The organism is Bacillus solimangrovi (assembly GCF_001742425.1).
Taxonomy (GTDB): Bacteria; Bacillota; Bacilli; order Bacillales; family Bacillaceae_N; genus Bacillus_AV; species Bacillus_AV solimangrovi.
Map to the genome: position 1 here is coordinate 40983 of NZ_MJEH01000014.1, position 23182 is coordinate 64164.

A 23182-nucleotide genomic window follows, 5' to 3' on the forward strand; every position below is an offset into this window, starting at 1 on the left:
TATCTATCTGTCATACTTACTGTAAAATCCTCATTCTATATAATGATTAAATTAACTTATTAATTCTAGAGCTACTCTACTGTTTCAATTGATTTTGCTGCTTTTTAAACTTTATATCCCTCATTCCCGAGTTAATTTCGACACGAACATTCGTTTATTTGTCCTCTTCAGTAACTACAATCGGTTAATCACTTATATAGACAACACATTAATTACTTAATTGCTTTTATTATAATTGTAAATTCTTAACTTTTTCTATATGAAAATATGAAGAAATTCTTAAGAAATGAAATTAATGGAATTTACATAATAAAAAAGGAGGTCTATATAATATAGACCCCCTTTTTTCAAGTACGCCTTAACAGAAGTAATAATCATAAATACGCTGTTTCTTAAAACCAACAGAACGATATAATCCCAATGCTCGTTCATTCTCAACTGCCACATCAAGACGAATATCTTCACAGCCTTCTAAGAGCAACTGTTTAAGTAATTTTTTCAAAATTGCCCGTCCATAACCTTTGCCTTGTTCGTTCAAATCTACTGCAAGGCACGATATATAGACAACTCCTTTACTTTTAGAAACCGTAACTGTTCCGATGATTTCATCGTTCGAGAACACAGTATATAGTTTTTGGTTATCACTATTCATATTGTTATTAATTAACGATAAAGTCGATTGCTCATCATCATGAAATGCATCCATTAAAATTTTCTTCAAATGATGAACATCCGAATCCGATGTTGTCCTTAATTCGATTTGAAAATTCTCGTTATCTATACTTTCCATACCTAACTCATATTTCATTGTGTATTCTGAAAATTTATATTTTGCACTAATATGCTCTAAGAAACCTTTTCCTCCTTCTGACTGCTTCTCTGTAATACCGATTATCTGCTCATAACCTCTCAAATGACATTCCTGATTTGCTTCTGAATACAGTTGTTGAAAAATACCTTTGCGTCGATAATTTGGGTGGACCATACCTGTTAGCTCGATTTCTCCGTTATCCACAATTTCGTACATACCGAGAAAAGCTACTAATTTCCCATGATCAAAATATAAGAAATCGTTCGTTTCCTGACCATTTCTCTCTAGTAACATCGATTCATTTATTGGTGTTATTAAATCAATTTGATCATATTCACTGCAAATGTTAGCTAAAGAAATAATTTCTTGAATTAATTCTGATGTTAATGATGTAAACTGTATTAAGTTCTCACGTTCAGTCTTATCCAATATTTTCTTCTCCATTCTTTTATGTTCTATAATCAAGCAATGGAAAATAAAGTACCCTTATCAAGCTTATTTCTTTACAGTCCATTATGTATATCTATATGATTGAACGAGTAAACGTTCAATTAACCTTCAATGTAATTGATAAATAAGGAACTTATTCTATTCGTTACCTTTCTCTTAATTGTCAATCACTTATTCCATAAAGTACGATATCACGAAGCTTCCGTAACTGGAGGCCTTCTTTTATCTCCTACTGTTCGTTTATACCATGTAGTCACTATCAATTTTTATTCGATAAACATATCAATGATACCTTCATGCACGTAAACACCAGAATTCTAAAGTAAAAGTCTAAACACTAGTTGATATGTAATAAAACAAAGTGAAAGGAGATCTAAATGCATACAGAAAATAATCTACAATTAACCGATGGACAAAAAAATCGGTTAATTATTCTTATTTGTACCATTCTTGCGTTTTCTGTCATGAATGGCACGATGTTCAACGTCGCTATTCCTGACATTGCAGAAACATTTAATTTACTACCATCAGAAGTCAGTTGGGTATTAACTGGTTATATCTTAATCTTTGCAATTGGTTCACTTATTTATGGAAAACTAGCAGACATCTATCCTATTCGCACATTAATTACAATAGGAATTAGTCTCTTTTCAACAGGAGCGTTAATCGGCTTCTTATCTCCAAACTATGGGACACTTATTATTGCTCGTATTTTACAAGCGTTAGGAGGGGCAGCATTTCCAGCACTTTCTTTTCTAATTCCTGCTCGATTTTTACCTGAGCAGCGAGGACGTGTCTTCGGTATCGTCTCATCAACAGTTGCATTTGCATCTGGGGTTGGTCCTATTCTTGGTGGTGTCATCGGAAGTACCTTTAATTGGCGTTTTCTATTTCTATTCTCTGTTGCTGCTGCATTAGCAATCCCGCTCTTTCGAAAATGGTTACCTCTAGAGGAGAAGAGAGAAGGTACAATTGACTTTCTTGGTGCCGGCCTATTAGCCGCTATGATTTCAAGTTTATTGTTTTTTATTACTTCTTTCTTATGGTATACAGCACTTTTATTTTTCATTTTCTCTCTCCTATTTATTTGGAGAACAATGAAAGCTAAGCATCCTTTCATCGAGCCAGAAATTCTTAAAAATATGAAATACACAACCACTGTACTTACAAGCTTTCTCGGTACATTCGTACTGTTCGGATTAATTTTCATTATTCCAATAATGCTACGAAATCTCTATGGTCTATCAACATTACAAATTGGTCTTGTCCTCTTCCCTGGCGCTATGGCAGCAGGATTAATCGGTCAATCTGGGGGGCGCATTATTGATAGTAAAGGTGGGGCACTTGTAGTTAAAGTAGCACTTATACTAATTGGTGCAGGGTCTTTGTTGATTTCTACATTTACAGGCTATGCTGCGTGGGTTATTGCACCTTGTTTACTTATTTCATATCTCGGCTTCCCACTAATACAAAGCGCAACTGCCGACTTATTATCGTCTGTACTACCTGATGAACAAAATGGAGTTGGAATTGGATTGTTCAATTTACTAAATTTCGTAGCAGGAGCATTCAGTAGTGCAATCTTTGGGAGCATTCTTGATTTGAACTCTGCTCATATTCAATTCAATCCTTTTGCACCAGCTGGAGATAGTATTTTATATAGTAACCTTTACATCGTACTGTCATTATTTGCTTTCTTGGGCTTAACTGTATTTACGCTCATGTTCACACGTAATGAACAAAGGCAGTCAACAGAAACCCCGATATCTTACAATTGATATCGGGGCTTTTATTCAAAACAGAAAATAGTCTTATGTTCATTAGATTAAAGATAATTGGATATTTTCTATTAAAGTTCAATTAAATGATACTGACCTTTTTCATGATCAAGTAACCATTCCTTACGGTGTAAACCACCAGCGTATCCTGTCAATGTTCCATTCGCTCCGATAACTCGATGGCATGGAATAATAATACTTATCGGGTTATTCCGATTTGCATTTCCAACGGCTCTCACAGCTTTCTCATTTCCTATCTCAACTGCTAAGTCTTTATACGACCAAACTTCTCCAAATGGAATCGTCAATAAACCGTTCCATACTTTCTTTTGAAATTCTGTCCCCTCAAACTCTACTGGTAGATCAAATTGTTGTCGTTCACCTTTAAAATATTGATCGAGCTGATCTAATGCTTTCGTTAATATTGAAGGAAGTTCCTGATTTACTTGCTTTTTTTCATCTACAAATTCGATTCTGAGAACACTTTTTTTAGATGTACACACTTCGATTACGCCAACTGGTGAATCATAATAGGCAACATAACGATCTGGCATAACACTCATTCCCTTCAACAATATATTATTTATTTAATAGCAAATAAAAAAGCACTACTCTATCTTTACGACAGTGTAGCACTTTTATATAAACTTTTCATTCCCCTTTATTCCATGGTAAATCGTAACCAAATCGGTTCGCCAGTTCTTTAGAGTGGCTTCTACGTTCTTTTCGGTATAATGATCGTTGTCGAGCGCTCTCATGAAGCCATTTTTCTTCTTCAGTTTCAGCATATACTTTAGGTACAGTCGTTGGCCTATTATCTTCACCTAATGCAACCATTGTTAGAAATGCCGTTGTACATACTTTACGTTCTCCAGTTAATAAGTTTTCCGTTACGGCCTTTACGAACACTTCCATTGATGTATTGTGGGTCCAAGTTACAAATGCCTCTAGACATATTGCTTCACCTTCATAAACAGGATGTAAGAAATCCACTGAATCTGTAGAAGCTGTTACTATTGGTTTTCTCGCATGACGTGTCGCTGAAATTGCTGCAATATCATCAATATATGCCATTAACTTACCACCAAATAACGTCCCATGACTGTTTGTATCTGGAGGAAGTACATGCGAATTCTTAATTGCTAACGATGCCTGACAAGGTTTAGCTTCCATATTCGCCCCTCATTTCCACTTTAAAAATGCTTAGTTACTATCGTTTATGTTAATCAAAGTACGATCATGTTATCCAATTTTATTACAACTAATTTTCATGCTTTAGACTTACACACTACTCAACCAACAGTTCATTATTCTTTCTTCAAGATATGTGGATTAACGATACCTAAACTCGTCAAAAACATAATAACAACTGGAAGCTCAAATAAGAAGTAAGCAAAATGAATTACTTGCATCTTTTTGTATAAAATTATTTAATATCTTTTTTATCATTCTCTTCGTCTGAAACAAGATCTCTCGTTGAATTCTTAAATTCTTTCAATGTTGAACCAAACGACTTTCCAATTTCAGGTAGTTTGGATGGTCCAAAAATGACAAGGGCAATGACAAGGATAAGAATTAACCCTGGAATGCCGATATTCGTAAGCATATACTCAACTCCTCAGTTTCTAAAATCCAGTAATCGCAATGACACCAGGACGAGGCATATTATCTCCAGTTCGATGTGGCCACTTACTCGTAAGCTTAGTCAAGCTTTCAGATTCCTCACCTGGGTGTTGAACAGATAAAAATAACGACGTTTCAGTTGGTGTGAAGCTTGGTCCTGTCAATTCTGATTCAACTGGACCTGATGCAAATTGGTATGCATTACCCATATTTTCCCCAGTCGTTGGGATTACAAACATACCATTATTTTTGAATGACTCATAGATTCCTTTATTATGTTTACTTGATGAAATATCTGTCACAGTCCAAAGGTTTCCGCTTGAATCAAATGTAAGGTTATCAGGAGCACTGAATCCACTTTGTCTTCCACCGGCAGCAAAGATTTCGAAATTGAAAGTTAGTGAACCTAAATCATCTTTATCTTCAAAAAGTCTTGTAATATGACCATGAAAGTTTCCATGACTGCTATTGTTCGTGTGTGCAACAAATACAGACTTATCAAACGGACTAATTTCTAAGTCTTCAGGGCGATCAGTTGGTGTACCGCCGATAAATTTTGCTGCTTCATCGGCATATACAAGCACGTCAGCCTGTGTTTGGAATTTTGCTAGTAGCTCTTTATCATCTTTAATAGCTTCACGCACATTTTCGATAGTCATTGGTTCCCATCTACCTTTACCTAGATTGGCAACGTATAGAGTCCCTTCCTCAAGAAGCTTGCTATTATTTGTACCTCTTGAAGCAACGTATTTATCTTTACTAATAAACTTATAAATACATGCATCTCTCTTATCATCACCCATGTATACAACAACTCGTCCATCATTTGTCAGACCCATTGCCGCATTTTCATGATGGAAACGTCCAAGTGCAGTGTGCTTTCTTACTGAAAATTTATCATCAAATGGGTCAACTTCAATAACCCAACCGTAATGTGTTTCATCTAATCCAGCATCCCTAGCTGTATATTCATAGTTTTCCTCACAAGATAAAAGCGTATTCCAAAGCGTTTTACCACCAGAACAGTTTGCAAATGTTCCTTGAACCTTTGTTGCACCACTCACAGCTTTAGAACCTCTAACAGCGCCAGTTAATAAAAATGGCGTTAAACCAGATATACGGCGTGCGTATTTAGAAGTTGTATCCATTTTCCACTTTCCATCAACATAATGAACTTTAATAACCGAACCACCCTGATTATAAAGGATCTTTTCTATTTGTTTATTCGTATATTTATCATTCTTCTTCGCACCTTGAACAAATAGTTGAGATGTGTATTCATGATTCACCCAAAGTAAACCTTCTTGACTTGAATCATTAATTGGGAAATAACATGTATAATCACTATTAAACCCGAACGTATCACCATTTTTATTAATTACATCACCATATGCTACAACAACATCATATTTATAACCACTTGGGAGTACAACATCATCCTTCGCGGATGGTGCAATTGGCTTGAAGTTTAATCCAGAAACTTTCTTTTTATTTTCAAACATATGACTTTTTGCTGCTGCCGTTTCCGCAAAAGCACCTAATCCAGTTGAAGCAACTGTTAATGCTGCTGCTCCAGTCCCCATATACGTTAAAAACTTTCGACGATCCATTTCTGACACACAAAACACCCTCTCAATAGTTTTAATTATGTCATTCACTATTATCATAGATTCATACTATTAATTACCTATCTTAGTGAAGTAAACTTTGGTAAATAATTGTTAATAGAATATTAATAATAGTAAAAATAGTAAACATATCACGCGTGAATTGGTGTCTTCGTAAATAAATCTAACGTTTACATACAGATCAATATAAAAGAAAAGGATATAACCTCATCGGTCATATCCTTTTCTTTTATATTGTTTAACTCCCCTTAGAGAGAAGTTGTTCTACCATATCACTAATTACTTCAACACCATGCAACATTGCCTCTTTTTCAAATGTCATTTCCGGATCATGTAACCCTGGACATACGTTTGCTCCAATCGCAAGGTAGATAGACTTCACATTCGTTAGTTGTGAATAATAGTGAAAATCCTCACCTCCAGGCGTATGAATAGGATCAACGACATTTTCAGACCCTAGTATTTTTACAATTGCTCTTTGTGCTGTTTGCATTAGATTCTCATCATAAAGTGGGGCGGGTACTCCTTCTGTCACACGATATTCTATCTTACCATCGTGCATATCAGCAGTATGTGCAATCATCTTCTCTATTTTTCTAATAACAGCTTTTAATTCCTCGTTCGATCCACTTCGTACATCCATCGCAAACGTGCCATACTCCGGAATAACATTTACAGACCCCTTACCTGCATGTAGTTGTGTGAATTTAACACTTGTTCCACTTTGAGGGTTAAATCTTATAGTATTAATGTTCGTCACAAGTGAAGATAAAACATCAATTGCATTAATCCCTAAGTGTGGGCGACCTCCATGAGCTGTTTTCCCATAGATTTCCCCTATTATCTTACAGCTTGCACTATGAATAAGAGCTGGAGACATCTTTCCAAATGGACACTCATGAGCTGTACGTAAGTGATAACCAATGAGATAATCTACACCTTCTAACACTCCGGCTGCAGTCATTGCTTTTGCCCCTTCTCCAATTTCTTCAGCTGGTTGAAAAATGAACTTCACGCTACCATTTAAATTATAGATTCGATCTTTCATAAATCTAGCAATACCAAGTGCAGTGCTTGAATGAGCATCATGTCCACACGAATGACGATACATTATTTCATTTTTCATCTCATGTACAATACAGTCCATATCCGCTCTAATCGCTACACAAGGATACTCGTTCTTTCCAGTTAACTTAGCTGTTACTCCTGTTTTTGCTATATGCTCAGTTACCTCGTAGCCCATTTCTTTAAGTTGTTTAGCTATATAAGTAGAAGTTTTCTTCTCTTTGAAAGCTGGCTCGGGAATTTTGTGAAGATATTTTTGTGTTTGGTATACATAATCTCGGAGTTGTTCAATTGAAATACTCATCCTTATCCTCCTACAATAACATCTTACAACCTGAGTCACTTCTGATTATAAATCGCTTCGTTCTTCCATCATACAATTATCCTTTTAATCTTTGTAAACATATTCTACGACTTAAACATTTTAATCTAATCTTCCATAATAATTCTAAAGGTGGATGATGGTTTAGTAACAATCATATTTTCCACCTAATTCACTAACTTTAAAAATTGCTTCGTTCGTTCATGAGATGGATTTTCAAAGAAATCTTCTGGTTGGCCTTCTTCAATAATGTTACCATCATGTAACATGACAATACGATCAGCAACTTCTCGTGCAAAATTCATCTCATGTGTAACAACTACCATCGTCATTCCTTCTTGAGCAAGTTGTTTCATTACTTGAAGCACTTCACCAACAAGTTCAGGATCAAGTGCTGACGTAGGCTCATCAAACAAAATCACCTTTGGCTTCATCGCCAATGAGCGTGCGATGGCTACGCGCTGTTTTTGTCCACCTGATAATTTTTCAGGATAAACCTCTGCTTTATCACGCAAACCGACCTTCTCCAGTAATTGTAAACCTTCGTTAATTGCTTGTTCTTTTTTCACCTTTTTTACTATCATAGGCGCTTCTATAATATTTTCTATAACCGTTTTATGTGGAAAAAGATGAAAATGTTGAAAGACCATTCCTACTTCTGCACGCACCTTAGGTAAGTTATCTCGCTTAGGATCAATCTGTTTACCATCAATTATAATTTCACCATCATTAATCATTTCTAAAAAATTAAAGCATCGTAGTAATGTACTCTTACCGGACCCACTTGCACCGACCATTACTACAACTTCTTGAGGTTGCACATGCAAATCGATTCCTTTTAGTACTTCTAATGAACCAAATGATTTATGAATGTTCTTTCCAATAATCACCTGCGTCACCTCACTTCATTATTGAACATCTAACTTATTCTCAACAAGCTTTAATAAATATGAAAATATCATTACGAGTGCTAAGTAGTATAACCCTGCAACAAAGAATGCCTCAAACTGTTGAAATGATTGTGCCGCTTCCATATTTGCTAACGAATATATTTCAGAAACACCAATGACATATACGAGCGACGAATCCTTTAAACAAATAATGAATTGATTTCCTAATGGTGGAATTGAACGTTTGAAAGCTTGCGGAAAAATTATACGTCGCATACTTTGAGCTGTTGTCATCCCTAATGAGCTACTCGCTTCATGCTGACCTTTATCAATGCTTTGAATTGCACCACGGAAGATTTCAGCAATATAAGCTCCGTTATGTACACCTAATGCGATCGCACCTGCCCAAAATCCTGATAATACGATAAGAGATGAAATACCAAAATATAGAAATGATATTTGTACAATAAGAGGCGTACCTCGAATAATCGTAATATAAAAACCTGCTACTTTTTGCAATATTTTCGAATTTGAAATTTTAAAAAGTGCAAAAACTAAACCTAGCAGAGAGCCTATTACTAGGCCCACTGCAGTTAATTGAATTGTAATCACACTTGCCTCTAAAAACCCGAAAAACGTTCTCGTGAACATATTCCAAATATCCAACATTGTATGCTCCCCCTTCTTACCAACCCTCCTACTTAAAATTTATTCGAGAACCTCTACCCCCTCTAAATCAACATCAAGCAAGTTTGTACCGAACAATCCGTTAGAAATTTCATCATATGTGCCGTCTTCTTTAATCTCTGCTAAGGCTTGATTAAGTTCTTCTAATAACTTTTCATTATCTTTGTGAACAGCTATACCAATTTGTTCAATCCATAATGGCTCACCAGCTTCTTTAATTTCTAAGCCTGCTTTTTGTGCTTCATAACCAACAACAGGTGACGTAATAACCGCATCAATACGCCCTTTTACTGTTAAATCATTTAATGCTGTCACATCGCTGTTGTAATATTTTATATTTTCTGTAAATTTTTTAGCTGCATCATCATACGTACTTTGCGCTACAACACCTATCACTTTATCCTTTAAATCTTCTGATGATTGAATTTGTTCATTATTTGCTGAAATAAAAATTGTTCCACCAGAATAGTAGTAGGGCTCTGTAAAGTTTACTTGCTCTGCACGCTCATTTGTAATTGCCATACTACCAATAATTGCGTCGAACTTCTTACCTTTTAATCCTTGTAAAATAGTCTCCCAAGGTGTTGTAACTGGATTTGGTTCAAGACCCATCTTCTCTGCTAATGCATACCCAATCTCAACATCAAAACCTTTCAATTCTCCACCTTCAGAGTAGTTAAATGGCTTGTACAAACCACTACATGCCCACGTTAACTTTCCATCTTCAACTAACGCAATGCTACTTTCTCCACCATCTGTAGCTGGTGGCTGTGAGCCAGTTTCATTTGATCCGCAAGCACTAATAACAATTGCAAACATTAACATCATAGCTACAACAACAGTTTTCTTCATCAAACTCTCCCCTTATATATCATTATTTTTATTACTAGTAACACCAATTTGTCTACTATTAGCATTTTCAATGATATGTTCTAGATTGTCTGACTATCGATTGTAATTTCGCTGAAAAACTATGAAGCTACCTATTATTATAGTGACTATTTGATTGTCACGCCCTCCCACTAATAATTATGTAAAAGGATTTTTTTGTTTATTGTACCATGTTTTAGTTCATTTAGTACTTTCAATTATAGTTAGTTGCAAGGTAATAAATGTGACCGTTCGTTCTTTTTAGTAGGCAGATTATTTTCTCAGCTTTTTTATGCTACTTAATTATTTCTATTCAATGCTTGTCAGATTCATTACTATACAATCCATTTGGTACTTATTACTTTTACTTTACACATAAAAAAAGCGAACTAACTCTAAGTTCGCTGTGTCTTCTCATACATATACTTCACAATTAGGATAAGTTTATGAACACCCGTACCATTTCGCAAAAATTTTCATTGGCATATTGCCACCATAATTGGTGCTGAGAATTACTTACATATTATTTCGTTTTATGAAGATAATATTAGTAATTGTACCTCAAAGGAGCGTGAACATATGAACATACAACGTGCAAAAGAAATCGTTGAATCCCCCGAAACGATAGAGGTCCTCTACAATGGGACGAAAATCTACATTCAGAATGTCGATGAAAAAAAAGACACTGCTAGGATCTTCCCACTCGATCAGCCATCAAATGAAACAGAAGTTAACGTTGATCAATTAATCGAACCGTAACACAATAATAGGAATGCACAACGTATCTCATTTCATATGTGTCTGTTGTGCATTTCTTTATTCTAATTTCTTTATTCTAATTTCTTTCATAAATCTAACAACTACCCTGAGCCTTCATATCTAACGATCACAAATAAAATATCCTTTATTCCTCATTGTAAATAAAATATCTAAAAAGCTACAAAAAATAGGAATCTGATAAAAAATATGCGAATGGCATCGATAATTTGTCCAAGCAAAACTTGTTCTCTAGCATATTACTATAGTGAAGAGCAAAGTGCTTTTCTAAATTTATTCAGAGGGAGGCATTTCAATGTCTGATGGTTGTAATAATGGCTTTGCGTTAATCGTTGTCTTGTTTGTATTGTTAATTATCGTTGGTTGTGCTTGTTTAGGAGGTTCTGGTTATTAATCTTCTATAGATTAAAACAGCGAAAGCAAGTATGTTGTTTTCGTTGTTACATAGACAGTTAGCCATCAGTCTATAAATATTTCTTCTTATAATGACCTAATGTTAATAACGGCCAAATGTAACGATAGCTGTGATAGTGAATATAGAAAGCTCTTCCCATTCCCTGTCCTTTCGGATATGCTGTCTTCCAACTCTGTTCATTTCCATTTTTAATTAAATATTCAATACCATGATCAATCACTCGTGTTGGTTTACTTGAAACAGCAATTAACGAATCTAGTGCCCAAGCTGTATGAGTTAATGTGCTTTCTTCTAAAGGAATATATCTCTTATAAATATCACTATAACAAGATTCCCCCCAACCACCGTCGTCATTTTGAATACTTTCTAGCCAATGAACAGCCTTTTTAATTGTGTTGGACTGAGTTGATACACCACATGCTCTCAATCCAGTCAATGCCGACCAAGTACCATATATGTAGCAAATCCCCCATCGTCCATACCAAGATCCATCCTTCCTTTGATCATTTTCCATCCACTTAATTCCTCTTTTTATTACAGGATGATCATAATTTAAATTTGTGGAGCCACATAGAAATTCTAGCGTCCTTCCTGTTAAATCAGCTGTTGATGGATCAAGTAACAGAAGCTCTTTTCCCTGAACTGGTAGTTGTCTAATTAATTTCTTATCAACATTTCTTTCAAAAGCAGGCCACCCACCATCCTCATTTTGCATTGATAATGTCCAATGCAAGCCACGATTCCAAACTTGAAGATATTGAGGGTGTTTCATAATCATCGGTAGAAGAGCTCGTAAGCTTGCAGTTGTATCATCAACATCAGGGTTGATTGTATTAATATTTGAAAACCCCCATCCTCCAGGTAATATGTTTGTATTATTAATAACCCAGTCACCAAACTTGTAATGCTGCTTTGTAAGCAGATAATTATTTGCTCTTTGAATAACTTCTTCTTCGTCAGAAACACCCGCTTCTTGCATTGCATAACCGATTAGCGATGTGTTCCAAACATTAGCCGTTGTATACTGTATATGAAGCTCGCCTTCTACTTCGCATGCCATTGATTTTAACCCTTCAACTGCCTTTAATATCGTCGGATGTGTTTTTGAGTAACCAATTGACATAAGGGCAAATATCATAAAAAAAGTCGAACTAAAATAACTGTAAAATGTTCCGTCTGGTTCCAGGTGTGTTAGCATATATTGCTCAGCATGTTCAATGGACTTCTTCTTTAAGCCATCCTTTTTACCAACGATTGAACTCAAACCTTGAATAAGTTGTTTAATAAATGCCTGCCACTCAAATTTTCGATTGAATTCAATAATCGGGTCTTCCTCATATCTTTGCTGCTTATACAAGTTTGACAAATCAGGGCTAGCATCTGTCTTCATTTGAAATTTCTTATTTCCTAATAAAATAATCGGGGTAAGATTAGCTCTTGCATAGACCGAAAAGTCATAAAAATTAATTGGAAAGGATACAGGTATAAGAAAGGTCTCAATCGGAACTGGAAAGCGTTTTGGCCAAGGGTATTGCCCTGTTAAAGCGAGCATAATTTTTAAAAACATCGATCCTTTTTCTAACCCACCATTAGATAAGATAAATTGTTTTGGACGTTCTAAGTGCATGCTATTCTCATTCAAGTATCCTGAATACAATAATGCATAATAGGCTACTATTGTTTCAGAGAGGTTGCCTTCTTCCTCATCATAAAACAATTTCCAAACGCCATTTTCCTCTTGTTTACTTAGTATCCTCTTAACTAATGCTTGAATCAATTTTTCATCATCAATCTCTAACGTACGTAATAAAATAATCATATAAGCATCAGTTGTAATTCCAGTCTCAAAAGGATAATTCCATGAACCATCCAGCAACTGTTCATTTGTTAGTTTTTCAACAAGTCGATTGATTTCATACTGTACAGAATGCTTCAATTGTTATCCATCCTCTCAAAAGTATGCTTTGCTCTTATATTTATTCTTATGAACAACTGTACATTCGTAGAGAGGGGTGAATTCACCATTATATACACAAAAAGAAGAAACCATCAGCAACAACCTATTACACAAAAGCAGCTCCTTGAAATTGAAAATATACTAAAAAAACAGATGAATAATCCGAAATCTCTTAAATTACTATCATCTGAAGAATACGAGCTTATCTCAAAGATTAAATCTATAACGAAACAGTTTAACGCTAACAACATAATCAGAACTCAAGCCTATCTAGACTTCTATCAAAAACACCCTGAAATTGAATGGTCACTACTTGCACACCTCGTCTCAAGAAATGCTGGTTGGAATATGACAGACTTGAAAGGAGAATTTCTTCCGAAACTTCTTTCGGAAAAAAAACAAAGACAATTCTTTTTATTTTTAGAGCGTGCAAATTGGTTAATTTTTCAAGATGTCTATCCTCAACTTTTGCTTTATAAAGAAAGCTTACAACGAAACAAACCTCTATTTTACTTACTCCCCTACTTCAACGTATCTTCATTTATTCAACCATTTTGGAACTACTTTTGGTCAAATAAAAATCGCTATTTCTTAACTACAGCTCTCATTATTAATGAACAAAACTATATAGAGAAGCGAGTTGTTCAAAATCAGATATATACTGACTCGACACTCCATTCATTCACATTCAAACTACAAGAACATCTAAACTTCAGTCATGTACTATTGCCTTATCAAGACAAAGGAGCATTACATAAGGTTGGCATAATCGGTCAGACTCTTCACCACTTTGAATCACTCGATAAGAGAATAAAGTTTGGAAAACGATTATATACTCTACTTTATTTTAATCAAGCAAGATTAAATAAGATTGTTGATTGGGCTATTTCAAACCCACACTCAGGGTCTAGAAAAGATTATTGGCCACACTTATTTAATGATGTCAAAGAATCATTGCCAGGTAAATTATATAAACCACGTACAAACAACTGTACTTTAAAGAAAGGGGCGAAGAGATTATATAGTCCAAAACTTCAATTTGTTTGGAAAGATATTTCACACATAGAAGCTACACAAGGAGATTGGTTTGAAGATTATTCCGTTATTAATAACTTTAAATATGACAAAAACGATGTAAACGAAGAAATTACACATGCATATTGTGAAAGTATTAAAACACTTGAATTAATTATGTATTTAAGCGAAGTAATTTTTCATGTTAGAGAGTGAACGCTTTCCAACGTTACCCTTTTAACATACAACTAAAAGATATTATAAAAAAATATAGTTGTTATTTTTAAATAAAAGAAGAATAATACATTCTCTATTTTAACAAATTTTTACATAATAAAAGAATATAACTGAGAGTTCAATTATATTCTTTTATTATAATCATTGTATAAATATCAACCATTATCATAGTCATATTTACCCACAAAACTCAATATAATCCTATCCTTTCTAATCCGATAGGAATATTATTATTGATTAAATTAACAGACTTTTTACTCAAATCAAATAATTTTTTATTTTATTGCAATAAATATATTGAAAACTCTTATTATTTAAATAATAATATATAAAAGAGGTTTAAATAGTTTTATAAGAAAACTATCGTAAATGTTCCTCAAAATAAAAAGGAAAAGGAGTAATGAATTTGAAAAAGAAAAAAGTTATTTCTGTCGCAATGGCATTATCACTTAGTGCCAGTCTTCTTAGTGTTCCATTTAGCACTTCTAGTCCATCAGTACAAGCAAAAAGCCCCACTGCACCTCACTCAACGGGAGCCCCGTTTGATTTAGCTATTGCTAACGATGAGAGATTAATAGACATGTTAAAGAGCAATGGTACAATCTCCTCTGATGCCTCTGAACAAGAAGCTCAGGAAGAATTACAAGATTATCTACAAGAAAAAGCAGATAGTTATGAACCTGAAAAAGGTGAGCTTGACCAACATGAGAAAAAGAAACAACTTGGTTTAAAAGATAAACTGCACAATAAAGGATTATCAAATGGAAAAGGTAATAAACTTGGACAAGCTGAAGATCTAGATTCAGTTGAACTTGAAGATTATGATGGAAGCGAACGTGAAGATGAAGTCCTAGTATTATTAATTGAGTACCCAGATTTCCCTCATAATTCAATTGCGTCTGAAGATACAGATATGTTTTATGATGACTATTCAAAGGAACATTATGAGGACATGATCTTCGGTGATGATGGATATACTGGTCCAAATGGCGAAAATCTAATTTCAGTTAAACAATATTATGAGCAACAATCAGGTGGAAGCTATACGATTGATGGTGAAGTAGCTGGATGGTATATGGCAGAAAACCCTGCCGCTTACTATGGTGGAAATGTACCTGATCCAGATGGAAATGATGCTGAAGCTAGAGAATTAGTAACAGAAGCATTAATGGCTGTAGCTGAAGATCCTTCTATTGATTTATCTAGATTTGACCAAGAAGATCGTTATGATTTAGATGGTGATGGAGACTATCGTGAGCCAGATGGACTAATTGACCACTTAATGGTTGTACACTCTAGCGTAGGTGAAGAAGCTGGTGGAGGTACATTACAAGGTGATGCAATTTGGTCACATCGTTCAAATTTAGGAAGTGTAACTAACCTACCTGGAACAGTTGCAGATGCACCATATTGGGACGGAGAAATGGCAGCCTATGACTATACGGTTGAACCAGCAGATGGCGCAGCAGGCGTATTCGCTCATGAATATGCACATGATTTAGGTTTACCTGATGAGTATGATACAGGTTACACTGGTGAAGGAGAACCAGTAAGTTATTGGTCAATTATGTCAAGTGGTAGCTGGGCTGGACAAGTTCCAGGTACTGAGCCAACAGGCTTTAGCCCATGGGCGAAAGAGTTTTTACACTCATCAATGGGTGGAAACTGGCTAACAGGTTCAACAATTGACATTGATGACATAGATAGTGAAGGTATTGAAGTTGTATTAGACCAAGCAAATTCAAAAGGAACGAATAACGATGCTTTCCGCATTGATTTGCCACAAAAAGAATTAGAAGTAAACACTCCTTATAGTGGGGATTACGAATATTACAGTGGTAAAGGTGATGAGTTAAATAACTCAATGTCACTTTCTCTTGACTTAACAAACGCAACAACTGCGTCTTTAGAATTCAAAGCATGGTATCAAATTGAGCAAGATTGGGATTATGCATCAATTCAAGTAAAAGCAGAAGGCGAAGATGAGTGGGTTGCTGTCCCTGGTAATATTACTACAGAAGATAACCCACATGATCAAAACCCTGGACACGGAATTACTGGTCATAGTGATGGCTGGATTGACGCTTCTTTTGACCTTTCAGATTATGCAGGTCAAAACATTGAACTTAAGTTCAACTACTGGACTGACGTAGCAGCAATCGAAACTGGAATTTTCGTTGATGACATCGAAGTTATCGCTGATGATGAAGTTATCGAATTTGATGATGCTGAAGGCGACTCTATCTTTACTTTAGATGGATTCACGAAAGACCAAGGTATTCTATATGCAGATCATTACTACTTACTTGAGTGGAGAAATCACGAAGGTGTAGATGAAGGATTAGCACATATTCGTCGTGGAACAAGCTTAATGACGTTTGACCCAGGCCTCGTAGTTTGGTATGTCGATAATGCACAAGACAATAACTGGACTGGTGCACACCCTGGTGAAGGATTCTTAGGAGTAGTTGATGCAGACCAGCATACTGTTGAATATAGTAACGGTGACCCTGCTTCAACACGTTATCAAGTACATGATGCAGCATTTAGTTTAGATAAGTCTGATAAGATGTTTATCGAAAATATCGATGCTGAAGGTACGACTATTAAAGATAATTTCACAAAACGTACGCCACTATTTGACGATGGAGAATCTTTCCTTAATGAAGGTCTAGTTGAAGCAGGTCGTGACATCCCTTCTTATGGATTGAAGATTCGCGTTGTTGGTCAAAGCCCTGACAGAACAGTTAGTAAAGTATTAATCACTCGCTAATCTATATAAACATAGAACAACTAGATCATTGAACTGTTGTTCAATTGTATAAAAAGGTATAATCCTTCGATTTGTGAAGAGATTATACCTTTTTTAGTAGGTTTAAATATAACTTTGTAAAAATAAAGCCCCTCACATAAATGTGAAGGACTTTATTTTTACAAACTAACTTCGATCGTTTGTTGTTGATTTTTCTCCCTTGTTCGTAACGCTAATAGTAGAATTCCTACTCCAATCAATCCGATCCCTACCCAAGACATATTGGATAACCTCTCTCCAACTACAAATACACCTAACAATGCAGCGGTCAACGGTTCACCTAACGAAAGTGTTACAGCTGTTGATGATGGAACCGACATTAACCCTTTCAAAAAAAGAATATAAGCGATTGATGTTGCGAAAATGCCAAGATGTAAGCTAACTGCAATACCGTTGGTCTGTAACAACCACGATAAATCAAACATTAATAACATAGGTGATAGCATAATAGCACTAAGGGTAAACACTACAGCAACGACGGTCAATGGAGGATGGTGCTCTAAGAGTTGCTTGTTAACTAATGTATACGTAGCAAATGTTAAACCAGCCCCCAGAGCTAACGCTATCCCTTTTGGATCGATATACACCTTACCTTGGTTACTAAAAAGCAATATACAGCCAATAACAGATAAAAAAGTCGCAACCCACCACATCTTACTCTGTTTACGTTTCAATATCCCCAATTCTAATAACCCTGCTAAAATTGGTGCACTTCCAATTGCGACAACCGTTCCAATTGCTACTCCAGTTATTTGAACTGCAGAAAAAAATAATGGCTGATAACATGCCATACTAGCAGACGCAATCAACATTGCTCTAACAGGCCAATTTTTCAAATTAAATTGCCCTGTCAAAATCACAACCAAGAGCAACGAGCCTCCTCCTATTACTAGTCGGATCGCACCGAGTGCGAATGGATGGGTGTTATCAGGAGTAAAAATCTGCGCTGTTCCTGTTGTTCCCCAAAGAACTGCTGCTAATAATATAAAGAAAATTGGCATCTTTCCCTCGACCTCCTACTACTAATCAATAATCTGATCGTAAATGTTTAAGAGGAAAAGTGCTTAACCAAAAAAAAGTTCATTTTTACCTTAATTTAAGGTTTTACGATATGTCGATGGGGATATTCCTTCCAAACGTACAAACCACCTTGTAAAGGAAGGCAGACTACTAAACCCACATTCATGGCTGATAAATGTTACGGACCATGTTGTTTCTCTTAGCAACCGTTTCGCCTCTTGCAATCGAATATCAGAAATATACTGCTTAGGAGATTTACCTGTTACCTGTTCAAACCATGAAGAATAATAAACTGGATGGTAGTGCTCAAGCTTTGCTAATTGTTCAATCGTAATTGCTTCATTAAAGTGATTATGAATATATTCAATTGACGGATATGTTGATTGGCCGAGCTTTTGACTTACATATCGAGCTAATTCATTTAAAGCTACTGAAGATCCCTTCTGTTCCTTTGCTTCTTCCATCAACAAATAACGAATTGCTGACCACTGGCCATCTAGATTAACATACATACCCTTTGAATGATGTGGCAAATAACTTTTTGGCATATCTAATACTAAAAATGAATTTCGTTCAGAAGAACGGAACGTATGATAGCATTCAGGCGGTAAATAAAAACAATAGTCAGGATTCAACTGTAAATCCCGCCTTAATGTTTGGATCTCTAAAGAACCTTGCAACGGAAACAGTAGTTGACCATAAACATGTTGATGAGAATCGAATTCATGTGAATACGTTCTCTTTTCACAAACAACTTTCTCACCCTTACTCACATTAATTCCTCCCCATAAACTAACATTTCACATATGATTTCTTTATAATTACCTGCTTATTAATATTTTTCTGAGAAAAAGCGATACTAACAAACAGACATTCAAAATCGAATTAAGAAGGGACAAACATATATGATTACAGAATTAGCATGCTTTGATATTAAAGAAGACACTAACAAACAATTTGAAGAAACATTTCAGAAAGCAGAGAAGCTTATTATGACAGCAGAAGGCTATATCTCTCACAGCATACATCGTTCGATTGAGAAAAAATCTCGTTATTACATTTTCGTACAATGGGATTCTGTAGGAAGTCATATGGAAAAATTTCAAAAATCAGCTGACTTTCAGACATTTGTTGAGCTAATTGGATCGTATATTGAAGATTCCTTTATGGAACATCTTGAAGAAATGAAACACCAAATTTAATGATGTTTCACCTTTGGAATATCTAAAAAAATCATATCCCATATATAAAAAAGAAATAGATATCCCTTATTTTTTTAAACCGTGCATTTCTTTTTCAGCTTCATCCCAAACAACTGTATAACCGTTCCCTTTAGAACAGAAAATTGAAGATGACGTGTATTTAGGATCTGCGTCTTTATTATAACCATAAGTCTCAATGACCTCTTCTTCATTATGACAACGATCATAGCCACCAAATGAAAGATTCATTGTTCCTTTCCCGTGCGTAATGGAAGCGAACTCAGTACTATATTCCATAAATGTACTGACTGGTACTCGTCCTGTCACAATCACTTTATCACCTACTGTCTCCGGTGTTTCAAAAGTACCATGTGCTTGCTGAATATCTGATAATATTCTACCTATATCATTTAATTCTACTTTAATTTTGAAGTCATAATAAGGTTCAAGTAGTATATTGGTTGCTTTCTCTAGACCCTGTCGCAATGCACGATAAGTTGCTTCTCTAAAGTCACCACCAGAAGTATGTTTTTGATTTGCTCTACCTGTAAGCAATGTTACTTTCACATCTGTTAATGAGGATCCAGTTAGTACACCATGGTGTTCTCTTTCAAAGAGATGCTGTTGAACTAAATTCTGATTACCAACTGATAACTCATTAACATGACACACATTCTCGAAGTAAATGCCACTATTTCTCTCAGTCGGCTCTATTTTAAGGTGTACCTCTGCATAATGCCCTAACGGTTCAAAATGACCGTAACCATTGACAGTAGTTTGGATTGTTTCTTTATATAATATTTCTGGTTTTCCAAATGATACTTCCAATCCGAATCGTTCTTCTACAATCTGTTTCAATACTTCAAGTTGAATTTTTCCCATTAAGTGAATATGAATTTCCTGCAAGCTTTCTTCCCAAATTATTCGTAACGAAGAATCCTCTGCATCTAACAATTGAAATGCTTGTAAAACCTCTTTCACACTAATCTTTGGATCAAAGATTACTTTAGATTTTAATGTTGGGGTCATTTCATAGTTTACTTTTTCTTTCAAACTACCAACGCCGTCTCCATCTGCTGCAATGGATAAACCTGTTACAGCAAACAGATCTCCTGCACTTACTTCATCTACTAACTTAAACTTACTACCACTATAAATCCGAATCTGTGTTACCTTTTCCATTACTTGTTCTTCTTCATGTCCATATCTGACCTTATCACGAATTTTCAAGCTTCCTTTCAATGCCTTTATAAAAGTAATTCTGGCTCCATTTTCATCGTGTCTAATCTTATATACTCGCCCTGCAAATTGCTCTTCTACTGAATAGTTTGTCTTTGTTAAACAATCAATTTTTTCAAAGAAATCAATAATACCTATATCTTGTAATGCTGAACCATTTGCACATGGGAATATCTTATTCTCCATAATTGCAGTTTTAAATGCTTGAATCCACACCTTAGGATCATAACCAGACTCCATGTACTGTTCAAATAATATTTCATCACGTTCAGCGATAAACTCGATTAATTCTTCATGCATGATATCATCTGTAAAAGAATGTGTAATATCACATATATCGTCTGTTAGTTCTGACTGGATCTCTTTGATGACTCGTTGAACATCAGCTCCCACTCGATCAATTTTATTTATAAAGAAAAATGTAGGTACTTGATATTTACGAAGTAACTGCCAAACAGTTTCTGTATGTCCTTCTACACCTTCTACAGCACTAATAATAATGATTGCGTAATCCATTACTTGAATCGAACGTTCCATTTCTGGGGAAAAGTCAACATGACCAGGAGTATCAACTATATAATACGTCGATCCTTCGTAGGAAATGATACCTTGATCGGAAAATACCGTGATCCCCCTCTCTTTCTCGATTTCATGGCTATCCATAAACGTATCCTTGTGATCAACTCGCCCTCTTTGTCTTATGCTCTTCGTAAGATAAAAAAGCTGTTCAGCAAATGTTGTTTTACCAGCATCTACATGTGCTAGTATTCCAATTGTTTTTTTCATTTTCTACCCTCTATTCAATCATATAAATGAGCGTGAATCTATATTGCCTGTGTAATTATAATTAGACTTTGGTTTCCTTCATTATTGTTATTACTATCGATTTGACTAGCTTCATATTAAATTCTCAACCTTTACAAAATTTATTAAATATAAAAGGTTATTGCTTCCAAATAACGAATAGTATCAAGATACGACTAACTCAATATTTACGTAAAGGCTCCTAAACTTATTATACGTTACACCCGTATTTAACTAAAAGGATTGCACACTTCCCTTTGAGTTGAACTAACGCATTAAATTAATATGAAAGAGAGAGAACCAAGATGAAACTAACATACAAGATAGAAGAAGTGATCAACAATTACAGTGAAGAAAAATCATTCTCAGGATCTATATTAGTTCAAAATGAAGAGGTTACTTATAAGAATGGATTGGGGTATGCAAATCTAAGTGAGAAGCTGCCTGTCACATCATGTACAAGATTTGGCATGGCATCTGGTAGTAAAATTTTCACCTCAATCGCAATATGCCAGTTAGTAGAAAGAGGATTATTATCTTTTAATACTTATTTACGAGATTGCTTAGATATTAATTTTCCGAACTTCCATTCAGAAATTACGATTCACCATTTGTTAACTCATACGTCAGGTATACCAGATTACTTCGATGAAGAAATCATGGAAGATTTTGAAGAGTTATGGCGAAACGTGCCTATGTACTCAATTCAATCACCTCACGACTTTTTACCAATGTTTCAAAATGGGGAAATGAAATTTGAGCCTGGTAGTAAATTTTCTTATAGTAATTCAGGGTTTATCATACTCGGTCTCATTGTGGAACAGATAACAGGGATGAAGTTCCCTGAATATATTAGAAAACATATATTTGATGTTTGCGATATGTCAGACAGTGGCTATTTCCGAATGGATCAATTACCTGAACGCACAGCACTCGGATACATTGATCAAGATAATGAAGGTGCCTGTAAAACTAATATTTACTCTGTTCCGATTATTGGTGGGCCAGATGGAGGGGCTTTTACAACTGTCTTAGACTTAACTAAATTTTGGGATGGTCTGTTAAATAGGAAAATTCTAAATGATGAATTAACAAATAAACTTCTACATCCACATGTTCAAGATGGACAAGATATCTATCATGGATATGGTGTTTGGATTTTAAAACGAGATGACGACATAATTAAATATTTCATATTCGGATTTGATCCCGGAGTGAGACTCCATTCATCATTTAATACAAAAACAAAGACACAAACACACATCTTATCAAATATAGAACAAAGCTTGTATCCTATTGTAACTGGAATTGATAAATTGTTTTCTTAGAAAATAAATGTTTAACTAATATAACGGTTGAAAAATTATTGTTATAATTTTTCAACCGTTATTATGTTTTTACTTAGCTATGACAAAAAGTCAACTACGGTATTAAAGAGCCAAGTAATTTTTTAGTAAGAACCCAACAGTTAACTAGTAAAAATTCAGAACCAATTTTCTTCATACAAAAAACCGATCTATTATCAGATCGGTTTCTGTTATCATGCCCGGCAACGTCCTACTCTCACAGGGGAAACACCCC

General features: G+C 35.1%; 20 protein-coding genes and 1 pseudogene. 7 read left to right on the plus strand and 14 right to left on the minus strand.

Annotated elements, in window-relative coordinates:
* Positions 1 to 358: 358 nt before the first annotated feature.
* Positions 359 to 1240: a GNAT family N-acetyltransferase gene (locus BFG57_RS06750; protein WP_069716727.1), complete on the minus strand. Its 882-nt coding sequence runs from the start codon at positions 1238 to 1240 to the stop codon at positions 359 to 361.
* A 398-nt stretch (positions 1241 to 1638) separates the two neighbouring features.
* Between BFG57_RS06750 and BFG57_RS06755 the strand changes: the two genes are divergently transcribed.
* Positions 1639 to 3039, plus strand: a complete 1401-nt coding sequence (locus BFG57_RS06755; RefSeq protein WP_069716728.1) for an MFS transporter — start codon at positions 1639 to 1641, stop codon at positions 3037 to 3039.
* Between the two features lie 71 nt (positions 3040 to 3110).
* Here the strand turns inward: BFG57_RS06755 and BFG57_RS06760 are convergent, their stop codons facing one another.
* From BFG57_RS06760 to BFG57_RS06795, 9 genes and pseudogenes are all read right to left on the minus strand, one after another.
* Positions 3111 to 3593: a methylated-DNA--[protein]-cysteine S-methyltransferase gene (locus tag BFG57_RS06760; RefSeq protein WP_069716729.1), complete on the minus strand. Its 483-nt coding sequence runs from the start codon at positions 3591 to 3593 to the stop codon at positions 3111 to 3113.
* Between the two features lie 97 nt (positions 3594 to 3690).
* The gene (locus BFG57_RS06765; RefSeq protein WP_069716730.1) at positions 3691 to 4212 is read right to left on the minus strand and encodes an acyl-CoA thioesterase; all 522 of its coding nucleotides are present in this window, start codon (positions 4210 to 4212) and stop codon (positions 3691 to 3693) included.
* A 140-nt stretch (positions 4213 to 4352) separates the two neighbouring features.
* Positions 4353 to 4427, minus strand: a pseudogene (locus BFG57_RS18550) (twin-arginine translocase subunit TatC); the annotation flags it as partial.
* 38 nt (positions 4428 to 4465) lie between these two features.
* Positions 4466 to 4645 (minus strand): twin-arginine translocase TatA/TatE family subunit, encoded by a 180-nt coding sequence (locus tag BFG57_RS06770; protein ID WP_069716731.1) that lies wholly within the window; start codon positions 4643 to 4645, stop codon positions 4466 to 4468.
* A gap of 19 nt (positions 4646 to 4664) precedes the next feature.
* Positions 4665 to 6272 carry a PhoX family protein gene (locus BFG57_RS06775; protein ID WP_069716748.1) on the minus strand — a complete coding sequence of 536 codons (1608 nt, stop codon included), beginning with the start codon at positions 6270 to 6272 and terminating at the stop codon, positions 4665 to 4667.
* Between the two features lie 256 nt (positions 6273 to 6528).
* Positions 6529 to 7659 (minus strand): amidohydrolase, encoded by a 1131-nt coding sequence (locus BFG57_RS06780; RefSeq protein WP_069716732.1) that lies wholly within the window; start codon positions 7657 to 7659, stop codon positions 6529 to 6531.
* A 185-nt stretch (positions 7660 to 7844) separates the two neighbouring features.
* On the minus strand, positions 7845 to 8567 hold the full coding sequence (locus BFG57_RS06785; protein WP_069716733.1) for an amino acid ABC transporter ATP-binding protein: 723 nt from the start codon (positions 8565 to 8567) through the stop codon (positions 7845 to 7847).
* 18 nt (positions 8568 to 8585) lie between these two features.
* The gene (locus BFG57_RS06790) at positions 8586 to 9236 is read right to left on the minus strand and encodes an amino acid ABC transporter permease (RefSeq protein WP_069716734.1); all 651 of its coding nucleotides are present in this window, start codon (positions 9234 to 9236) and stop codon (positions 8586 to 8588) included.
* A gap of 39 nt (positions 9237 to 9275) precedes the next feature.
* Positions 9276 to 10109 (minus strand): transporter substrate-binding domain-containing protein, encoded by an 834-nt coding sequence (locus tag BFG57_RS06795; protein ID WP_069716735.1) that lies wholly within the window; start codon positions 10107 to 10109, stop codon positions 9276 to 9278.
* Between the two features lie 594 nt (positions 10110 to 10703).
* Here BFG57_RS06795 and BFG57_RS06800 point away from each other — a divergent pair.
* Positions 10704 to 10883, plus strand: coding sequence for an H-type small acid-soluble spore protein (locus BFG57_RS06800; RefSeq protein ID WP_069716736.1), 180 nt, complete (start codon positions 10704 to 10706; stop codon positions 10881 to 10883).
* Positions 10884 to 11196: 313 nt separating this feature from the next.
* Positions 11197 to 11295, plus strand: coding sequence for a YjcZ family sporulation protein (locus tag BFG57_RS18305; RefSeq protein WP_083249112.1), 99 nt, complete (start codon positions 11197 to 11199; stop codon positions 11293 to 11295).
* 70 nt (positions 11296 to 11365) lie between these two features.
* Here the strand turns inward: BFG57_RS18305 and shc are convergent, their stop codons facing one another.
* On the minus strand, positions 11366 to 13252 hold the full coding sequence (gene shc, locus BFG57_RS06805; protein WP_069716737.1) for a squalene--hopene cyclase: 1887 nt from the start codon (positions 13250 to 13252) through the stop codon (positions 11366 to 11368).
* A 174-nt stretch (positions 13253 to 13426) separates the two neighbouring features.
* Here shc and BFG57_RS06810 point away from each other — a divergent pair, with 174 nt between their 5' ends.
* Together BFG57_RS06810 and BFG57_RS06815 are read left to right on the plus strand one after the other, a co-directional pair.
* The gene (locus BFG57_RS06810) at positions 13427 to 14503 is read left to right on the plus strand and encodes a DUF2515 family protein (RefSeq protein ID WP_245676713.1); all 1077 of its coding nucleotides are present in this window, start codon (positions 13427 to 13429) and stop codon (positions 14501 to 14503) included.
* Between the two features lie 427 nt (positions 14504 to 14930).
* Positions 14931 to 17297, plus strand: a complete 2367-nt coding sequence (locus tag BFG57_RS06815) for an immune inhibitor A domain-containing protein (protein ID WP_069716738.1) — start codon at positions 14931 to 14933, stop codon at positions 17295 to 17297.
* Positions 17298 to 17455: 158 nt separating this feature from the next.
* On the opposite strand, the gene BFG57_RS06820 is transcribed toward BFG57_RS06815, so the two are convergent.
* Positions 17456 to 18337 (minus strand): EamA family transporter, encoded by an 882-nt coding sequence (locus tag BFG57_RS06820; RefSeq protein WP_069716739.1) that lies wholly within the window; start codon positions 18335 to 18337, stop codon positions 17456 to 17458.
* A gap of 90 nt (positions 18338 to 18427) precedes the next feature.
* Complete coding sequence (locus tag BFG57_RS06825) at positions 18428 to 19129, minus strand: helix-turn-helix transcriptional regulator (RefSeq protein ID WP_139125078.1); 702 nt, start codon at positions 19127 to 19129, stop codon at positions 18428 to 18430.
* A gap of 132 nt (positions 19130 to 19261) precedes the next feature.
* On the opposite strand from BFG57_RS06825, the gene BFG57_RS06830 reads away from it, so the two are divergent.
* Positions 19262 to 19558 carry an antibiotic biosynthesis monooxygenase family protein gene (locus tag BFG57_RS06830; protein WP_069716741.1) on the plus strand — a complete coding sequence of 99 codons (297 nt, stop codon included), beginning with the start codon at positions 19262 to 19264 and terminating at the stop codon, positions 19556 to 19558.
* A 66-nt stretch (positions 19559 to 19624) separates the two neighbouring features.
* On the opposite strand, the gene BFG57_RS06835 is transcribed toward BFG57_RS06830, so the two are convergent.
* Positions 19625 to 21583, minus strand: coding sequence for a GTP-binding protein (locus BFG57_RS06835; protein WP_069716742.1), 1959 nt, complete (start codon positions 21581 to 21583; stop codon positions 19625 to 19627).
* 323 nt (positions 21584 to 21906) lie between these two features.
* Here BFG57_RS06835 and BFG57_RS06840 point away from each other — a divergent pair, with 323 nt between their 5' ends.
* Complete coding sequence (locus BFG57_RS06840) at positions 21907 to 22929, plus strand: serine hydrolase domain-containing protein (protein WP_069716743.1); 1023 nt, start codon at positions 21907 to 21909, stop codon at positions 22927 to 22929.
* Positions 22930 to 23182 lie beyond the last annotated feature (253 nt).

Bases quoted from the DNA above. Each gene is read 5' to 3' on its own strand.
- BFG57_RS06755 (WP_069716728.1), top strand. From the start codon at position 1,639: ATGCATACAGAAAATAATCTACAATTAACCGATGGACAAAAAAATCGG.
- BFG57_RS06760 (WP_069716729.1), bottom strand. From the start codon at position 3,593: ATGCCAGATCGTTATGTTGCCTATTATGATTCACCAGTTGGCGTAATC.
- BFG57_RS06765 (WP_069716730.1), bottom strand. From the start codon at position 4,212: ATGGAAGCTAAACCTTGTCAGGCATCGTTAGCAATTAAGAATTCGCAT.
- BFG57_RS06770 (WP_069716731.1), bottom strand. From the start codon at position 4,645: ATGCTTACGAATATCGGCATTCCAGGGTTAATTCTTATCCTTGTCATT.
- BFG57_RS06775 (WP_069716748.1), bottom strand. From the start codon at position 6,272: ATGGATCGTCGAAAGTTTTTAACGTATATGGGGACTGGAGCAGCAGCA.
- BFG57_RS06780 (WP_069716732.1), bottom strand. From the start codon at position 7,659: ATGAGTATTTCAATTGAACAACTCCGAGATTATGTATACCAAACACAA.
- BFG57_RS06790 (WP_069716734.1), bottom strand. From the start codon at position 9,236: ATGTTGGATATTTGGAATATGTTCACGAGAACGTTTTTCGGGTTTTTA.
- BFG57_RS06800 (WP_069716736.1), top strand. From the start codon at position 10,704: ATGAACATACAACGTGCAAAAGAAATCGTTGAATCCCCCGAAACGATA.
- BFG57_RS18305 (WP_083249112.1), top strand. From the start codon at position 11,197: ATGTCTGATGGTTGTAATAATGGCTTTGCGTTAATCGTTGTCTTGTTT.
- BFG57_RS06810 (WP_245676713.1), top strand. From the start codon at position 13,427: ATGAATAATCCGAAATCTCTTAAATTACTATCATCTGAAGAATACGAG.
- BFG57_RS06820 (WP_069716739.1), bottom strand. From the start codon at position 18,337: ATGCCAATTTTCTTTATATTATTAGCAGCAGTTCTTTGGGGAACAACA.
- BFG57_RS06830 (WP_069716741.1), top strand. From the start codon at position 19,262: ATGATTACAGAATTAGCATGCTTTGATATTAAAGAAGACACTAACAAA.
- BFG57_RS06835 (WP_069716742.1), bottom strand. From the start codon at position 21,583: ATGAAAAAAACAATTGGAATACTAGCACATGTAGATGCTGGTAAAACA.
- BFG57_RS06840 (WP_069716743.1), top strand. From the start codon at position 21,907: ATGAAACTAACATACAAGATAGAAGAAGTGATCAACAATTACAGTGAA.